This window comes from Pseudoalteromonas sp. QJM3NY_12, assembly GCF_056173165.1.
This window is the reverse complement of record NZ_CM149661.1, coordinates 2,878,245-2,896,616: the sequence shown is the minus strand read 5'-3', so window position 1 is coordinate 2,896,616 and position 18,372 is coordinate 2,878,245. Positions and strand designations below refer to the sequence as shown.

The following is an 18,372-nucleotide window of genomic DNA, read 5'->3' as shown; positions in this document are numbered from 1 at the left end:
TTAATAATAAAGTATTGGGTATTTAGTGTGATAATTTCAATGATTGCAGCAATGGCAAACAATCGTGTCATTGGCTTAGATAATAAAATGCCATGGCACTTACCTGGCGACCTTCAGCACTTTAAAAAAGTAACTTCTGGTAAGCCCGTTATTATGGGGCGTAAAACATTTGAATCGATAGGTAGGCCGCTACCTGGACGTCGTAATATTATTATTACTCGCAATACTGAATATCAAGCACCGGGAATTGAAACTGTAACCACTCCTGAAGCTGCACTTGAGCTTGTTAATGATATTGCCGAAGTGATGATTATTGGTGGTGGAAACATCTATCAGCAGTTCTTAGGGCAAGCACATCGCTTGTATCTAACCTTTATAGACTTAGATGTAGAAGGGGATACACAGTTTCCTGATTACCAAAGTGTTGCAAATTGGCAAATTGAAGATGAAATGTTGATGGCGCCTGATGAGAAAAATAAATATAGTTATAAATTCGTAACTTTGAATAAAGTCTCTTAACATTATTGCCAAAATCTGAGCGTGTTGGTACAATATTAAACAGTCGAGTACGAAAAAAGTATTAATATAGGGTGTCCAATCAATGATTAAATTACCGAAACTAGTTGTAATTGCTGCTATTGCAGCGGGTTCGTTTGCTTATACTGCGCCTGCAAGCGCTAATGACCAGTTAGCTGTTTCAGTTTGTGAATACATTGCTGGTGATGATAAAAACCGTCTACGTAGCAAATTAAAAAGTTCACGTGTGAAAGTTCGTAATATCTATGATGCAGTTTTTTGTAATGGTAATAACTTATTGCGTCATGCTGTTGCAAGTAATGCAGTTGATACAGGCGAGTACATTGTTAAAAACTTATCTAAGAGCTCACTTGAAGATGGTGCAGATATTGCTTGGGCTGAGGCAAATCATGCAGGCTCACCTTTAATCCCTATTATTAAAGACCGTGCAGGCCTTTAAATAAAAGCTTAATTAATAAAAAAACCGCGTTTTGAAGTGACCCCATAAAGTTGGACTCATTTCTAAGCGGCTGCCAAGGCCTGATTTCGATACTGTATCGGACTCAGGCCTTTTAGTTTCAGTTTAATACGCTCATTGTTGTAATAGTGGATATATTCTTTAATGTTTTCAATAAGATCATTCACGTCTTTAAACGTTTCGTTGTGGTACATCTCACTCTTCAATATGCCGAAGAAGTTCTCAGCAACCGCATTATCTAAACAATTTCCTTTTCTAGACATACTTTGTTGCAATCCTTTTTCCTTAAGGTGATTTTGATATTGTTTGTTTTGATATTGCCACCCTTGATCTGAGTGTACAACTGGCTTTTCATTTGGCTTCAACCTAGCAGTTGCTGTTTTAAGCATGTCAGTTACCAAAGGGAGTGCAACGGATTTTCTGACTTCGTAACTGATTACCTCTTGGTTGAATAGGTCAATCATAGGTGATAGATATACCTTCTCATTATCCACTTTAAACTCCGTCACATCCGTCACCCATTTTTGATTTGGCTTCTGCGCAGTAAACTCGCGGTTAAGCGTATTTTCTGCGATTTTACCCACTTCACCTTTATAGGATTTATAGCGCTTAGGCCTTACTTTTGACTTGAGTCCTAACTCATTCATCAACCGTTGAACGCGCTTATGATTAACAAGTACTCCCATTGCTCTCAGGGCACTCGTAATTCTGCGATAGCCATATCGCCCTTTATGCGCGTGATAAATATCACGTATTTTTACCAGTAAATCATTGCTTGCACAGGGTTGCTTACAAGTAGTGCGATGATAATAGTAAACACTCTTTGGCAGCCCTGTAGCCTTTAAAAGGTGTCGTAAGCTATGCTTTGCCTTGAACTCTTCGACGACTATCGTTTTGTCTTTGCTTTTTTCTTTCTGGCTTGAGCCAAGGCTTCTAACTTTTTTAGCACATCATTCTCAGCTCGTAAGTATGCTAGTTCTTCTCGTAACTCCTCCTCAGTCATTTGCTCTACTAGTTTTGATGAAGAAGAATTATTTGTCATGAATGGCTTACCTTTTCTCTGTGGTTTAAGACGTGATATACCATCACGAGCATAAAGCTTTTGCCATTGAAAAAGAATGCCTGGGGACGATAAATCGAAGAAAGCACTGGTATAACCGAGTGACCAACTGTTTGCTGTCATCGTTTTTAACACTTCAGCCTTAAATGCTAGAGAATAAGGTTTGTGAACAGACCTGAAGCTTTCAGCGCCATGAATTCGATAAATAGCGGTCCAATATCGGACCTGCCTGTCTGTAACATTAAATCTGTTACTTACCGCCGAAGAGCTTTCAGACAAAGCGAGTTCAGCTATTTTGAGCTTGAAAGCTCGGTGATGTTTGGACATAAAAAGACCCCCAGTAATTGGAATGTCCAACTATTGGGGGTCACTTCATTTAAACGCGGTTTTTTATTTACTTAGATAAATTGTCATTTTACATCCTGTCTAACTACCTTTAAGTCTAATTCCCTCACGTATTTATCCTTATTACTCTTGTTACATAAATATGTCATAAAAATTCAATACTCTATGTGTATTTCAGTTTTGAGATATATTTATGCGTGTATCATTTTTTACCCGTTTACTAGCCATTTTACTAACATTTGCAAGTATCCTTCTAGCCGCGACCTTGTTATGGGCAAGCCATACATTACTAAAGCTTCAGCAACAAGATAGCGCATACAGCCATTTAAAAAATAGCATAATGGTTGAGCTTGCCAATCAATTAGAGAGTTACTTAGCGCAAGGTAATAGCCAATACTTAAAACAATCATCTACCTTGATTGAGCAACTTAAAGCCCAACACTTAACGGTGCTTCCTCATGAGTTAGAAGCTCGTTTAGCTGAACAATTAACTTTATTAAATACAGATATTAATGGTAAATACAGATCACTTGGAAAACTCTCTGGCAATGAAACTGCGCTGTTAGATAACGCGCTTAGGCAAATGGCGGGCTCAGCCTCTTCACTTATTAATTATGCGCAAAAAGCATCAACGCAAGCCAGTAACGCTCTTAGCTACAATAAATTAGCGAGTGATTATTACAGTGAAGTGGTTAATTTATCACTATCGACTTATCAGCTGCTAAATAATTACCAACCTGAGATAGAGAAAAACCTGCAACAAAGTATAAAAACCCTAAACTTACTAGCTGTAAAAATTGAGCAGCTACCTAACTTAGGAGTAATGACTGAGGTTGATGAATTTGCTTTATTTGTAGATGAAGAACCTGAAGATTTGGCTGCTGAAATAAAAGCAGAGTTGGTGAGTTGGCCTAAACGTTATCTGCGTGATTTAAGCAGTACTTTATCGCAATCAAAACTACGTCGTTCAGGAACAAATGAGTTACGCGAACAAATTAGCTTACTATCAAATACAGTGATTGAGGCAGAGCAAACATTAAAAGCGCAGCAAGATACCGTAAAGCAACAAGTGTTCTGGGTGTTTGGAATAGCAATAGGTGGACTAGTAATATTAGCTTTTGGTGTTTATTGGGTGCAACGTAAACAGGTTTTACAACCTTTACGACAACTGCGAGATGGGTTTGCATTCTTAATCGAAAGTAATGAGTTAAAAAATATTACAGTGAATAACCCTAAAACAGAGGTGGGTGAAATAGCGCAGTATTTTAACCAGTTAATTGAACGCCAGCGTTTGGAAGCGCAAGAAAGAGCAGATATGCTTAATGTAGTCAGTGATTTCATGCAGCAGATGAGTGGGCATTTATACACGATAGGTCAAAAAAGTAATGCGAGTTATCAGCAGGTAAATCACAATGAAGAACTGCTTCTTAATATTCAGCAACTTGGAGAGCAGGTTAATCATATCAATGCTCAAGCTGCTGAAAATGCTCAAAGTACTTATGAAGCAATGCAACAAAGTGTTGGTTTTGCCAAAAGTATGCTTAATGCCAGTTCTGATACACAGCAGCGTATTGAGCAAGGTATGCATAGTGTTCAGGAATTACTGAGCGGGGTACAGGGAGTAAGCAATATTATTACGGTCATACGTACCATCGCTGAGCAAACAAACTTACTCGCGCTGAATGCTGCGATTGAATCAGCAAGAGCAGGTGAGCAAGGTCGAGGTTTTGCCGTGGTTGCTGATGAGGTAAGGCAATTAGCTATGCAGACTCAAGGTTCGTTAAAAGAGATTAATGATCAATTGGCGCTACTAAGCGAAAACTCTCAAGAAGTCTATAAACAAATCAATGCATTAACTGAGGATGCACAGTTACAAACTGCAAATGCTCAAGAGCTTAAAGCAAACTCTGAAGGAGTTGCAGATAATGCGCAGCAGGCTAATAAAGTTGCGATTGATGCAATGGAATTGGCTAAACAACAAAGTAATTTCCTCAGTGACTTTACTCTATCAATGCATGATATGAAAAGCCAAGTAAGTGAGTCGAGTGAATTAGTTGCTGATATAGGCTCGCAATTAGAGTTGCAAATGACATCTATTAAAGAAGGTTTAGGTTTAGATAACAACAGCGATTAATCGAAGACGAATTAAATATTAACCTGTATGCTAAAAGACTATTTAATTACCCTAAGGAATTAATATGATAGAGCAAGGTCAGACAATACCTGCAGTAAATTTATCTCAGCTTAGTGATAAAGGTATGCAAACACTCACTAATAATGAATTATTTACAGATAAAAAAGTTGTATTATTTGCGGTGCCTGGTGCTTTTACACCCACTTGTTCGAATGCTCATTTGCCTGGTTATATCGCGCTAGCCGATAAAATTAAGGCTAAGGGTATTAACGCTATCTACTGTGTATCGGTAAATGATGCATTTGTGATGAAAGCATGGGGTGAGTCACAAAATGCAGAGCATATAGATATGCTGGCAGACGGTGATGCTAGTTTTACTCGTGCTTTAGGTCTTGAAAAAGATACCTCAGGCTTTGGTGGTTTGCGCTCGAAACGTTACGCTATGGTTGTAGATAATGGTGTTGTTAACCAATTATTTGTCGAGCAAGAAAAAGAATTTGTAATAAGTAGCGCTGAAGTCGTTTTAGCTAAACTATAACTAATCTGCGTTTATCAGTAAAAAAGCCGATACATATATATCGGCTTTTTATTAAAAGAGTAGATGGACTATGGCTGGTATTGACCACTTAGCGTTAAACCTGAGAAGGTTTGATACGCATTAACACTTAAATGCCATGTGCCTGCTTGAGGGTTGCTAAATGTACATGTTTCGGCGTTACCAGTTTTAAATGGGCGGCAATCATAGCTTGAGCTGGTTGGCTGACTACCAAATTTTACAAATAAGTCAGCATCACCAGTGCCACCTGATGTTGTTACAGTAAAGTTAGCCATGCCAGCAGGAACTTCTAGCGTGTAATGCTTCCACTGACCTGCTGTTGCAGAAACATCAGATACTGTACCGCCACCCGCTTGTGGTGTGCCTGAGTCTGAACCGCCTGTGATGTTACCGACTAAACTAACGCCAGTGTAGGCTGAGTAGCCGTTTAGCATTATATGATAAGTACCTGAAGTTGGGTTATCGATAGAACACTCTTCACTGTTACCTTCATTGTAAGGACGGCAATCATAAGTGCTCGTTGTCGGTTTACTACCAGCACGTACATACAAGTCAGCATCACCTGTACCACCACTCATTGTGAAAGTTACATTAGTAGCACCGCTTGGGACTGTCATAGTGTAAAAGTTTTGTGTACTTGTCGCACCGCTTAAGCCTGTTTTCGCTTGCCCATCAATAAGCTCATTATCACCTGATGTTGGCGGTGGTGTACCACCAGAGGCTGCTGCAACAGCAGCGGCAGCATCAACAATGCCTGTGCCACAGTTAGTACAAGTTGCTGGGAATGCACGAGTTGTTGTTTTTAAAATATTTTCTATTTCATCAGGTGTCGCGTTTGGTTTTGCTTGTTTGATTAACGCTGCTACACCTGCAACATGAGGTGCGGCCATTGATGTACCTTGCGAAAAACCATAGCTGTCGCTTGATGGTGTTGTTGAGCCTGAGTTGTAAGTAGATAAAACACCTTCAGAATCATTAGCAAAATTTTGTGCGCCACCCGGTGCTGCTACATCAATATTGCTACCATAATTTGAGTAATATGCGCGGCCACCGTTACGACCAACTGATGCAACATTAACAACTCCATTACAGTTACCCGGGTTGTAGTTTGCAGAATTATCGTTATCGTTACCTGCAGCTATTACAACAACAGAGCCGTTGTTACGTGCAGTATTAATCGCATTTTGAGTCGTTGAGCTACATGTACCTGCACCACCTAAACTCATGTTTATAACATCTGCAGGGTTTGGGTTTGTAGATGTACCTGATACGTTTCCGCCTGAAGCCCAAATAATGCCGTCAGCAATATCTGAGGTCAAGCCGCCACATTTACCTAATACACGTACTGGCACTACTTTGGCGTCGTAAGCAACACCAGCAACGCCTTCACCATTATTAGTCACAGCAGCGACTGTGCCTGCTACGTGAGTACCATGCCAGCTAGAGCCTTGTGCTCCATTATCACCACATTCACCAGCAGCGACAGCATCACCAGGATCGCGAGCATCGTTATCACGGCCATTGCCATCATTAGCGACTGATAGATTAGAGATCATATCGTAGCCAGGTAAAATATTGGCGTTTAAATCAACATGTGGGCGGTAACCAGTATCTAGAACAGCCACAACTGCACCACTGCCTGTGGCAGTATTCCAAGCCGTAGGTAGATTTAGACCACCCGCTTGCTCATAGTAATGCCATTGGTCGCCATAGCGAGGATCGTTTGGTGTGGCAAATGGCTTTAGCATTTGATCGATTTCGATATATTCAACACTACCTGAATTAATTATTTCTTGCATAAACTGTTGCGCTTCTTCGGCATTGAGTTTTTTGTCAGCACGCATTACGTGATGATCATTTAATGCCATTGCACGGATATATTTAGCTTTAACTTTACCTTTTTTTGAGGTGAAGTTTTTTACAAAGCTTTGCGCTTGTTTATTCATCATTGCAGACGATGCTTCAGCTGTTGATGTACTCATTATATCGCTATTATTTTTATATTTGATAATGAACTGAGTTTCAAACCCACTTTGATTTTGCATTTTAACTGAGGTTTCAGCCATTGATGGTGCGATTGCTTGTGCTGGATTTGCCATGCTTGAGCTGGCTGCAAATAGTGTACTTATTGTTAGCGCAACAGCGCATTTTTTAAATGAATCATTAGAAGTCATAATTACCCTTAGTTTTATTATTATTTGTGGAAAGCCACAAAGCGGGTACAAAGGTAAATGATCTGTTAATAATTTTGAAATATTAAATACGTATGTGCCTATCTCATTTAGTTATAACCGTGAATTTAGTAAGCTTTCAGTCGTTTTGTATTTGTTTTTATTGTGTTGACGATCCTAATGTATTAGATTTATTTGGTGTTTTTTATCATTATTTAATCTTTATTGATAAATTAAAAACAATATAACAGCTATCTTGTTGTTACCGAAACTTTGTTATAATTCACCAAAGTTTTTAAGAGATGACCAAATGACTCACCTTGATGTGATAGTGATCGGTGCCGGAGCTGCAGGTTTAATGTGTGCAGCACAAGCAGGATATCGCGGCCGAAGTGTTACAGTGCTTGATATGGGTAAAAAGCCAGGACGTAAAATTTTAATTAGTGGCGGCGGGCGTTGTAACTTTACTAACGAAAATGCGAGCCCTAATAACTATTTATGCACTAATCCCCATTTTGTAAAGTCGTGCTTAAGTCGTTATACCCAGCATGACTTTGTAGAGCTTGTAGACCGACATGGTTTGGCGTATCACCATAAAACATTGGGACAATTATTCTGTGACAATAGCGCACAAGACATTGTTGATATTTTACTAACAGAGTGTGAGTGGGCGGGTGTTACAATTAAACTACGCAGCGAAGTGTTAAATGTAGCTAAAACAGCAACAGGTTACAGTGTCACAACTGAGCAAGAAACACTGACCTGTGAGTCGTTAGTTGTCGCATCTGGCGGTTTAACTATGCCTAAACTTGGCGCGACGCCAATAGGTTATAAAATTGCAGAGCAATTTGGTTTAAAGGTATTGCCGACGATGGCCGCTCTAGTTCCCTTTACCTTACATCAGCACGATAAAGAGCGTTTTGAAGGGCTTTCTGGCATTAGTATCCCGTGTGAAGTTGCAAGCGAAGATGGCACTGTATTTAAAGAGAATATTTTATTTACTCACCGCGGCTTATCCGGGCCTGCCATATTACAAATAAGCTCATTTTGGCGAGCAGGTCAGGCGGTGACGATCAATTTATTACCTGAACTCGATTTAAAGCAACAGCTAGCCGATTGGCGAGAAACGCAAGCGCAAAAATCGTTAAAAAATAGCCTTGCTACTATCTTACCTAAGCGTTTTGTTGAAATACTCTATGACAGTAAAGCTATTCCTGATTGCAATATTAACCAGCTAACGCATGGCCAAATAGATGCACTCGCGGATTATATTCATGCTTGGCAAATTAAGCCAAATGGTACCGAAGGTTACAGAACCGCAGAAGTGACTTTAGGTGGTGTAGATACCGACGAGCTAAGCTCAAAAACATTTGAGGCTAAAAAAGCCAAAGGTTTATACTTTATTGGTGAAGTGACCGATGTAACGGGTTGGCTTGGAGGCTATAATTTCCAATACGCGTGGAGCTGTGGATTTGCCGCTGGGCAATACGCGTAAATAGTAGCTCAGAATGTAAACAGGCACTTTCAGAATTAAATAAGCACTAGCTTTTATTAAACAGATACAACTTTAGCTTGCAGTAAGTAAAGAAGTTTTATTATCAATAGAATAGCTGCCGCAACGTACAGTTTTATGTTAATGCTGGAGTGTTGCGGTTTTCAACGCATTAATTTGCTCAGGGTTAAAACCGTTTCGAAGTAGCTCAAAGTCACAATAATCTATGCTCGCCTTTCTTCCTTCGCCAATAACTTTGTAGGTACTGCCGCTTGCTGTTTTTATTAGGTTTGCCTTCGGATTTATTTCAACTAATTTTGAGATGCATATATAATCACCTTTGCTGAACCTAAAAGATTTATCTTCAACACAGATGCCCCACAAAACTTTACCGATATTATGATCGTCATCTTTAACTGTCACGATTTGCTAATTACAAACTATGGGAAGTCCAGATATATACATATAGCTAAGTATTTTTAAATATTAAAGTTTGCCTTACACTGAGAAATTTCATATTTTAACCGCAGAGAGGGTTTTACTTACCAGTTTAAATAAGCTCATTTCTTATGCTAGTAAAAGTTCAGTGAATTATAACTTTGAAAGGACTCAATGTGTCTGAAATTAAAATAGCTTGGGGACTTGGCGCTGATGGTGTTATGCGTCATATTTCCGAGGTTAATAAAGGAAAAGCCTGTGACTGTATATGCCCATCAGTAAATTGCTCTAGTCCACTTATTGCAAATCAAGGATCCAAAAAAGCACATTATTTTTCACATAAAGCTCACACAGGGTGTAGTGGTGAATCTGCGTTGCATCTTGCGGCAAAACAAGTCTTAGAAGATTCAGCGTCTGAAAACCTACATCTTATTTTACCTGAAATTCATGCTACTTATTCTTCTACAGACATGGCTGGAGAAGTAGTTGAGAAAGCGCTTGTACAAGTGTCGAACTTTCAGATGGTAAAAGCTCAACAAGAAGTTAAACTGAATAATGATCTAATTGCTGATGTTGTAAGTCAATCAACTAAAGGCGAAAGTTTAGCTGTAGAGATTTTTGTTACTAACGCAAAAGATGAAGTCGGGGAGCGTAAGTATAGCGCTGTTGATATCGACGCCATTGAAATTGATTTAAGCGTATTGCCTTGGAACGTAGATCGTAACGAATTAAAAGTGTTTGTATTAAAAACAGCTAATCGAAGATGGCTTCATTGTAGAAAGAAAAGTCAACTAGAAAAAAAATTAAAACTACAAGTCGATAATGAAATTATTGAAATCAATCGGCGCTATCTTGCTAATTTGTACACTATAGCAAAATCACTAAGCACTAATCTTAATATCCCCAACTTCAAGTGGCCCTCTCTTACCGTAAATAAGGAGCTTTCTAATTCTGAGCGATTTATCGTATCCAGAGAACCTAAGGTTACGCATTTTAATGACGATTGGTTACCGCTTAAATATGGTTATAAAGGGACGGCTGTTGTTGAGAAAAAAGTAAATATAGATGTCGTACTTTTTGTAGTAAATAATCTTCGTCAAGTAATGACTCATTCAAGTCCGACTTTACTTATTAGCTACGACGAACAGATGAACATTGATGACTTGCAGTTTAATCTTAGATGGAAAAACATAGATGCTTGGCGAGAAAAGCTTGAGAAAATAGCTAATGCTGAATTAATTAAAAAAGAACAAGAAATAGTTAATCGAACACAAAAACGCTCTGCTTTTGTTCAAGATTTTAAAAATGCGAACGAAACTGTAAAAATGCAAATTCTGTGTAAAAAACTAGGCTTAAGGCAACCTGAGCAACTTTCAAAGTACGTCTATTGCTGGAATTCGTCTTGGGATGTATGGCGGACCGTTGTGTGGGCTTATAAAATTCATGGCAATAAAGGTTACATAATTGATGCAAACGATATCGCGAGTGATCCTTGGCTGGAGTCTCTATTGGGTTTCTCAGTAGATTATGAAGCTTATGAATCTCGTAGAAAAATGGTTGGTTTTTGGCTAAAAAAACTATTCGAGTTAGGGTATCTAAGAAGAGTTGGGTGGACTAAATATGAAGTTGAAAACAGCCTGTTGAAAAACTTTTCACCTTGGACCTATATAAAGTAACTATGAAATTCGGTACCTAGTTATGTAAGACAGTTAATAAGTTAAGTGATATTGTAGAAATTATTTTCAATAGCTATGGATGGTGATTATGTATATAAATGAACTTGTTGTAGAGAATTTTAGGTGCTTCGGGACAGGAGATGAAAAGTTAAAGCTTCCATTGCAAGTAGGGCTGAATACGCTTGTAGGTGAAAACGATGCTGGGAAAACGGCAATCATTGATGCATTGAGAATGATTTTTGGTACTAGAGATCAAGAAAGTCTTAGACCTATAGCTGAAGACTTTCATTATTCCCCTGAAGGTATTCAGGCCAAAGAATTCTCTATAGAAGCTCTTTTTATAGATTTATCTCTCGCAGAGCAAGCGTATTTTGCTGACTATTTAACTTACCAGCCTGAAATTGAGCATAACCCAGTTGTTTTAAAAATTACGCTAAATGCAGCTCTACGCAACGGAAAAGTAAGAACTACAATTTTTGCAGGTCTTCCAACTTCAGCTCACGGATTAAAGGAACTTGATGCTGATGCGAGAGATAATCTTCGGGCTACTTACCTTAGACCGCTTCGAGATGCGGAAAAGGAAATGGATGCTGGGCGAAACTCACGAATTTCAAAAATATTGAGGAAGCAACCTACAATAGGTCTAGGTGAAAATGAAATTAATTTATCTTCAGTATCTGAAGATAAATTTGGTGAAGTTATTGATAAAATAGGTGTTGTTGGTATTGCTCGCCTAGTAAATCAACTCTTAGAAAGGCAACCTGCAATAGGTGAAACTACAGAAGCCCTTAATACAAAATTTTTGAAGCCACTACAGATGTCAGGAGATAACCTCAGTGCTAAATTAGGTATAGGACCTGATTCAGATGAAGAAGCGCTTAAAAGGCAGATGTTGGAGAAAATAGGTGTTTCTTTGGATAATATCGGTGGTAGACGTGGATTAGGTTCAAATAATTTATTGTATATTGCGTGTGAAATGCTTCTTCTTGCAGACTCTAAAGATGAGCCTGCTTTGCTGATTATTGAGGAGCCAGAAGCACATTTGCATCCTCAACGACAACTAAAGTTAATCCAGTATCTCCAAAGTAAAGTGCAAAAACACAAAGAAGAGCATGCTGTTCATTTACAAGTTGTTCTATCAACTCATAGCCCAACATTAGCTTCAAAACTACCAATTAAATGCATGACGATGGTTAACAAAGGTAGGGTGCTACCTTTTAACGCAGCAGGCCTGTTACCAGAAGATGATTGCATTTTTTTAGAGCGCTTTATTGATGCTACAAAATCGAACTTATTTTTCTGCCGAGGGGTAATGATTGTTGAGGGAGACGCAGAGAATTTGTTAGTCCCTTCTATAGCTAAACTTATTGGTAAAGATTTCACAGAAAATGGGGTTTCTATTGTCAATGTTGGGCATACAGGACTTAGCCGGTATGCAAATATATTCTCTGGTACAAAGGATTACCCTAACCCAGGGATTAATGTTTCGTGTTTACATGACTGGGATTTAATCCCTTTTCCGGCTGCTCGTGAACTGAGACTTGATAGTGTCAAAGATAAGTCACAACTCGATTTGCTATGGGAAAGTGCGTATGAAACTGTCAAAGGTGGTGGAACTCCTGATTTTAAAGAGCTAGATGCAGCTTTCCCAAAGAATGTGATTTCTAATTTGGAGGGAAATAAATTCGATGCTGCGAAAATTGAAGCGGCTGAACGTGATTATAAAGGGAATTTTGTTAAAGGTTTTTACTCTGGTCCTTGGACATTGGAGTACTCTTTGGCGTTTCATGGTTTAGCAAAAGAAATGACAGTAGCAGCTTGTTTGGCTAAAGCCGAACACTCGACTGTGTATGATAAATCTAAACAAGCGAAGGTTGTGACAGCTGCTAAAAGTTTTTATGAATTCTTAACTGAGCAGTATAAGGATATCGGTGTTTTAGCGGGTAAAGTGTATGAGCTTTTCTTGAGTCCAGTTAGTATATCTGACTACATAGGTGATGAAAACGCCTCATTGATTATGAAGAAAAAGGCTTCAAAAGCTGCTGCTGGTCAGCACCTTGGGATATTACTAGAAGATATAGATGATAAGCTAATGCGTAGTCATGGCTTGGAATATGATCGTATAGCTTACTGGAAGGGAGTGCTTCCGGCTGCATTGGTAGAAGCAATCAATCATGTCACTACTGCCGTGAGACCTTTACCGCTTGAGGGGAATAGTGATGAATAGTGTTCGATCATTGCTAAGCTGTAATCAGAACAAAGATGAACCCCCTTTTTCTGCGGAAGATATTAAATGGGTAGAACTAGTTTTAGGGTTAAAAAAAGGTTTTGATGAGCATCAAATAACTGTTTTGCAAAACCTTGACGAGTTAGATGTTGAGGCATGCCCTGGTAGTGGTAAAACGACGGTGCTTGTAGCGAAATTAGCGCTACTATCACGTTATTGGACGTCTGAGTCACAGGGGATCTGTGTTCTGTCTATGACAAATGCAGCAAGAGAAGAAATTCAGGAGCGGCTAGGGAGCACATTTGAAGGACAAAGGCTTCTTCGTCACCCTCATTTCATAGGGACTATTCACAGCTTTTTTAGTGATTTTTTAGCTAAACCATATTTAAACTCAAAAGGTATCCCATTAGTAAGTATTGATGATGAGCTTTGTCGCTCTCAAAGGCGTAAATTGCTACAAAAAGATTATTACCTCCGCTTAACAGATCATTTTGTTACTGAGCAAGTTAAGAAACGTTTAGATGATATTAAGAGTTCGAAAGCGACTGCGAAAAAACATGTTGAAGCTCAGCAATGGTTAGCTGATCACGAGAAGAAAGATGTATCAGAAAGACGATTGGGCATCCCTATTTATTGGAAGATAGTTGACGAGTCTTATAATACAGTTCGCGTGACTCAAGGGGGAGATAAACCCTTTGAGCTCTCCGCAGATCTAGAGCTGTTACTCAGAAAATGCGTTGAGGAGGTAGTGAATAAGGGGATATTTTGTTTTAGTGATATTTTTGTTTTCTCCAAAGCATTAATGAATACATCTGAAGATGTATATAAAATAATTCGGGCGAGATTTCCTCTTCTGTTTATTGATGAAGCACAAGATACTTCCTCCTCCCAGACTGAAATGCTTCATAAGCTATTTTTATCAGATATACCAGAACTAAACGCTGTAACAAGGCAAAGGTTTGGTGATGCAAATCAAACAATTTATACTTTTGAACCTCCCATGCCATCAGATGGTTTAGACCCATATCCATCATCAAGTATTGCTAGATTGACCTTACCTGTTAGTCATCGATTTGATCAAAGTATTTCATCAATTGCTGCGATCTTTGAGACAAGCCCTTTAGACATTGCAATGCAGGGAGTAAGAGCCGATTCAAATGGAGGTTGTAATCATTGTGTATTGGTTTTTAGTGAAGAGACTAGAAACTTAGTTATTCCAGCATTTGCAGAGCTCCTATCAAAGGAGCTAACCTCTTTTGAGCTTGAGTCTGCAAATGTGAAGGTTTGTTCCCATATACATAAAGAGAGAGATGGAGCTCCTTCAACAGAAGAGTTTGCACGAACTATTAGGGATTATTACATGCCATATATTGCTGATAAGATGACAAAAGAGCACCAGCAGCATCGCTATTTAATTGATTACCTAAATCATGGCAGATATCTTATTAGGGATACCAAGAGCCTATTTGTTGGTATGGAAAAGTTTGCCGAAGGAGTATTGAGAGCTTGTTTTTTAATCACTAGTGACAGTCTCGATGATACTAAAGGCACAAGTTTTTCAAAAATAAAGTCACTGGCAAATAAACATAGTGCCATTAAGCGTGAAGTTGGAGACCCTTTGTCAGCAGCTTACACCCAAGTTGTTCTAAAGTCTTTGACTAACCAAAATAAAGTGGATGAATATAACTGGAAAGCTTTAACTGCAATTGTCCTCGAGGTGATTAGCAGCCTTACTGATAGATCTGATATTGACTCATCTAAAGTCAAGTTTATTGATTGGCATGGAGTCGATCTTCCTGATGGTCACCTCGAAGAAGGTGCAAGTGAAAGAAATAATTTATATAGGCATAAATTCAATGATAGTGAGGACACTATTGATCTTAGGCTTGGTACTATCCATTCAGTCAAAGGACAGACACATACAGCAACGCTGTTGCTTGAAAGTACAAATCGGGGACCGATACTTGGTCAATTGAAGCCTTATCTTCTTGGGGAGCAGCGAGCTAATGAAGCGACTGGCCCTAAAAAAAATTGGCTAAATACGCTATATGTTGGATTAACTCGACCCACTCACCTTATTTGTTTGGCTATTCCTGAATCCCATAAAAAAAATGCCACAAGCAACATAGATTGGACAAGCGAGGATTTTGAAAAATTAAAGGCTAACGGTTGGAAAGTAGCTAGGGTTAATGAAAAGCTCCAGTTGGACTTTATTTAGGTGCTCTACAGGCAAACATTATTGTCGCTGCACATAGTGATTCAGTTTTTGCATGGTTTTTCTTTTTCAAGTAACGCTCTGATGACTTCTTCATGACGCTCTTGACTCTTGAAAGATATTGGTAGAGTGTTTCAAAAATGACTTATTTAAGTTCTGATGCATCCTTATTACCACGCAATATGTCAGCGGCGTTGAACAAATGTCTTTCTAACTAGGATAAGGTTTATGGTATATTTTTACTTATTAAAATGTGAATTGATATATTCTAAAAGTTCATAACCGGTTAACGTGACTGATGAGGTTCCTGTTCTTCTCATAAACTCAGTTGGTTCGCTATGAAATACTCCATTTTTGTCTTTACTTGGTAATAGCACCGGCTTTGGCGCTTTTTTACAGTCGACAACAATGATTATTTTTTTTTCTATTTCAACAGATGAATACTCCAACCATTTGTTATTTCTTTCACCTAAAAAGTTTGCAACGATTTGAGATAAACGCTTTATGTAAGCTTCGGCTTTTATTTCATCGATGTGCTGCATTTCCTTTTCAACACCACTGATTCTGCTGTCATCATTTACACCAATCAATAAAGTGCCACCATCAGTGTTTAAAAAAGTTGCAATATTTTTCGCTATTTTATACTGCTCTTCTTTGCATCTCTTTTTGTATTCTTTATCATTTTTTTCATAAGAAAGACCTAAATCATCAACATTTACGAAAAAGGATTGTTTGAATTCGATCCTCTGAGTTTCATTTATTTTAATGAGTTGCTTAATTCTGTTTACTTCATCTAAAGTTGAAAGTTCATAAATAAGACTGTCTGTTTGGCTTTCAACTTCTTTATAAAGAGCAGGTTTTTCAAGTAAATTATTTTTAAATTTGGCAAGTTGCTCTCTTGCAACATCTAACTTTCTGGCCAAGTTTATTATTCTATTTTGTTCATTCTCAGCTGGAATAAATATTGTTAAACTCTCAAGGTCCTTTTTATTTAGCATTGGCATGGTTGTACCACGAGGAAGGTGAGATAGCGTGAGCTTACCTAGTTCTGATTCAAAAAATAATTTTACGTACTCGCTTGAAACTATATTTTCATCAAACTGAATTTCAAAAAAATTTAATTTGTTTCTGGTGCCTATTTCATCGTGTTCAATGCACTGTTTTGTGCCTTTAGCTATCTTACTTAACACTATGGTATTTGAACGAGGGCTATTGGAAGGAGAGTTAATTGATTTTACTGCACAGTTTTCATGGTTAGAGGAAAAAGAGTACTTTTTAAAAGCTTGATGGTGTGCATTGAGTTCATTTATTCGTCTTAAAACAGGTGAATTATCAACATAACCCTTTACGTTAAGGTTGTAATCATTTTCACGAATTTCTTCTATGTAAACTAATTTTGAATAACTTCCATCTGTGACGTAGGAAAAGTACGCATTAGTAATTTTTTGGATATCTTCTGGGCGTAAACGATTTGCGTATCGAACTTCACTATAGTCATGTGAAGCATCGACAAATAAAACTTTTTGTTTGTTAGCATCAGGTTTATTTTTGTTAAGAACTAAAATGGCAGTAGGTATACCTGTGCCATAAAACAGCCCCTGAGGCAGAGCAATGACGGCTTCTATTAAGTCGTTTTCTATAATTCCCGCTCGAATTTGTTTTTCATCACCATTACGAAAAAGAGCGCCAAAAGGAATAATCGAGACTACTTTCCCATGATCTTTACAGGTCGCTAGCATGTGCTGTAAAAACATTAAATCCGCTTTTCTAGTTCCCGTATTTACTGCACCATATTTAAACCTTTCGGGGAATTTAAAATCGAGGTTTAAATTTTGATCTCTAGTACCAAAGTTGCTGGAAAAAGGAGGGTTTGAAATCACTCTGTCGAATTGGGTAAGTGTTCCATCGCTATTGATATGTCTTGGGTTTTCTAATGTATCTTCGTTTGTAATGTTACTTAGCTGAGCCCCAGAAAATAGGAGGTTCATTTTAGCAATTGACCACGTCGTACCTTTTATTTCTTGCCCATAAAGCTCTACATTTGAATTAACCCCAATACTATTACCTATATACTTTTCTGCCCCGATGAGCATACCGGCAGAACCACAACATGGGTCATAAACAGTGCTGCCATTTTGTGGATTTGCAAGTTCAACCATTAACTGAACTATCGCTCTTGGGGTATGAAATTCTCCGGATTTACTTCTAGCATTTTCTGCAAAATAGCCAAGTAATGATTCAAAAGCCTCACCTAAAACGTCTGAGTTTTCTAGGCTATTATCAGCTAGATTAATTTGGTTAAAGTGAGTGAAAAATTCGCGAAGTTGATTATCTGTTAATATTCTTTTACCTACTTTACGATTAAAGTCGATGTGCTCCAATATGTCTTGTAGTGAGCTATTACCTTACTCTAGCCTGCTAAGCGCTTCATTTAAGAAGTTACCAACATTTTTATGGGCTTGTTTGACTAAATACTCCCAACGGGAGGTGGGAGGTACATAAAAAGTATTTTTGTACCACATTTTATTTTCGGCAATGTTTTTAGCTTCTTCTTTGCTTTTACCTTTTTCAAGTTGAGTATTGATAACTTCTTCGCGACGTTCTTCAAATGTATCGGAACAGCGCTTTAAAAACAGCATGCCGAAGATATACTCTTTTATCTCGGAAGCATCTATCGTGCCTCGCATTATATCCGCAGCTTTAATTAGATGATTTTCCAGTTCAGTTTGAGTTATCTTCATGTATCAGCCTTCAAAAACTCTTCGTTGATTTTATCAGGCGTAATACCTGTTCATCTCTACTGCCGATGTTATATCTCAGCAAAAACTGTTGTTAATTTGGGAGTAAATAACATCCTTATTCTGCAGATTTTATTGGTGGAGGACTCTTTTTTATTCTACCTGCTTTTCCCCCAACTTTAGATATGTTGCACCAATTGAATTGTTGATAATTCGTCTGCCATTACTTTCTCTAAAAATGAACAGGTACAGGATATGAGAAAATTGAGGAGATAACAAGAAGTCAGTAAACAAGCATTGTTTGATGATTTAAAAAGTATCATTGG

Annotated in this window: 14 protein-coding genes; 8 read left to right on the top strand and 6 right to left on the bottom strand. The window is 38.2% G+C overall.

Going from position 1 to position 18,372, the window contains the following annotated elements; genetic code table 11:
* Positions 1–27 precede the first annotated feature (27 nt).
* Both folA and AC0VZ5_RS13545 read left to right on the top strand, forming a co-directional pair.
* A complete protein-coding gene (gene folA, locus AC0VZ5_RS13550) occupies positions 28–519 on the top strand; it encodes a type 3 dihydrofolate reductase (RefSeq protein ID WP_475473253.1) in 492 nt (163 codons plus the stop codon).
* A gap of 82 nt (positions 520–601) precedes the next feature.
* Positions 602–976, top strand: a complete 375-nt coding sequence (locus AC0VZ5_RS13545; protein WP_010391650.1) for a DUF3718 domain-containing protein — start codon at positions 602–604, stop codon at positions 974–976.
* Positions 977–1,038: 62 nt separating this feature from the next.
* On the opposite strand, the gene AC0VZ5_RS13540 is transcribed toward AC0VZ5_RS13545, so the two are convergent.
* Positions 1,039–1,884 (bottom strand): IS3 family transposase, encoded by an 846-nt coding sequence (locus tag AC0VZ5_RS13540; protein WP_409425534.1) that lies wholly within the window; start codon positions 1,882–1,884, stop codon positions 1,039–1,041.
* Positions 1,881–2,381, bottom strand: coding sequence for a transposase (locus AC0VZ5_RS13535; protein WP_409423191.1), 501 nt, complete (start codon positions 2,379–2,381; stop codon positions 1,881–1,883). The genes AC0VZ5_RS13540 and AC0VZ5_RS13535 overlap by 4 nt, the downstream gene beginning before the upstream one ends.
* Before the next feature lie 211 nt (positions 2,382–2,592).
* Here AC0VZ5_RS13535 and AC0VZ5_RS13530 point away from each other — a divergent pair, with 211 nt between their 5' ends.
* Both AC0VZ5_RS13530 and AC0VZ5_RS13525 read left to right on the top strand, forming a co-directional pair.
* Positions 2,593–4,533 carry a methyl-accepting chemotaxis protein gene (locus AC0VZ5_RS13530; RefSeq protein ID WP_475473250.1) on the top strand — a complete coding sequence of 647 codons (1,941 nt, stop codon included), beginning with the start codon at positions 2,593–2,595 and terminating at the stop codon, positions 4,531–4,533.
* 64 nt (positions 4,534–4,597) lie between these two features.
* Positions 4,598–5,071 carry a redoxin family protein gene (locus tag AC0VZ5_RS13525; RefSeq protein WP_475473248.1) on the top strand — a complete coding sequence of 158 codons (474 nt, stop codon included), beginning with the start codon at positions 4,598–4,600 and terminating at the stop codon, positions 5,069–5,071.
* Between the two features lie 68 nt (positions 5,072–5,139).
* Here AC0VZ5_RS13525 and AC0VZ5_RS13520 read toward each other — a convergent pair whose 3' ends face one another.
* Positions 5,140–7,263: a S8 family peptidase gene (locus tag AC0VZ5_RS13520; RefSeq protein ID WP_475473246.1), complete on the bottom strand. Its 2,124-nt coding sequence runs from the start codon at positions 7,261–7,263 to the stop codon at positions 5,140–5,142.
* Positions 7,264–7,570: 307 nt separating this feature from the next.
* Here AC0VZ5_RS13520 and AC0VZ5_RS13515 point away from each other — a divergent pair, with 307 nt between their 5' ends.
* Positions 7,571–8,755: a BaiN/RdsA family NAD(P)/FAD-dependent oxidoreductase gene (locus AC0VZ5_RS13515; protein WP_413400807.1), complete on the top strand. Its 1,185-nt coding sequence runs from the start codon at positions 7,571–7,573 to the stop codon at positions 8,753–8,755.
* A gap of 138 nt (positions 8,756–8,893) precedes the next feature.
* Here the strand turns inward: AC0VZ5_RS13515 and AC0VZ5_RS13510 are convergent, their stop codons facing one another.
* A complete protein-coding gene (locus AC0VZ5_RS13510; RefSeq protein ID WP_475473243.1) occupies positions 8,894–9,175 on the bottom strand; it encodes a hypothetical protein in 282 nt (93 codons plus the stop codon).
* Between the two features lie 191 nt (positions 9,176–9,366).
* On the opposite strand from AC0VZ5_RS13510, the gene AC0VZ5_RS13505 reads away from it, so the two are divergent.
* The 3 genes from AC0VZ5_RS13505 (at position 9,367) to AC0VZ5_RS13495 (ending at position 15,311) form a co-directional block, all read left to right on the top strand.
* Positions 9,367–10,866, top strand: coding sequence for a competence protein CoiA family protein (locus AC0VZ5_RS13505; RefSeq protein WP_076921919.1), 1,500 nt, complete (start codon positions 9,367–9,369; stop codon positions 10,864–10,866).
* A gap of 88 nt (positions 10,867–10,954) precedes the next feature.
* A complete protein-coding gene (locus AC0VZ5_RS13500) occupies positions 10,955–13,093 on the top strand; it encodes an ATP-dependent nuclease (RefSeq protein ID WP_475473241.1) in 2,139 nt (712 codons plus the stop codon).
* The gene (locus AC0VZ5_RS13495; protein ID WP_475473239.1) at positions 13,086–15,311 is read left to right on the top strand and encodes a UvrD-helicase domain-containing protein; all 2,226 of its coding nucleotides are present in this window, start codon (positions 13,086–13,088) and stop codon (positions 15,309–15,311) included. The genes AC0VZ5_RS13500 and AC0VZ5_RS13495 overlap by 8 nt, the downstream gene beginning before the upstream one ends.
* Before the next feature lie 236 nt (positions 15,312–15,547).
* Here the strand turns inward: AC0VZ5_RS13495 and AC0VZ5_RS13490 are convergent, their stop codons facing one another.
* Together AC0VZ5_RS13490 and AC0VZ5_RS13485 are read right to left on the bottom strand one after the other, a co-directional pair.
* Positions 15,548–17,689, bottom strand: coding sequence for an N-6 DNA methylase (locus AC0VZ5_RS13490; RefSeq protein WP_475473237.1), 2,142 nt, complete (start codon positions 17,687–17,689; stop codon positions 15,548–15,550).
* Between the two features lie 24 nt (positions 17,690–17,713).
* Complete coding sequence (locus AC0VZ5_RS13485; RefSeq protein WP_475473235.1) at positions 17,714–18,049, bottom strand: type I restriction-modification system subunit M N-terminal domain-containing protein; 336 nt, start codon at positions 18,047–18,049, stop codon at positions 17,714–17,716.
* Between the last annotated feature and the right edge of the window lie 323 nt (positions 18,050–18,372).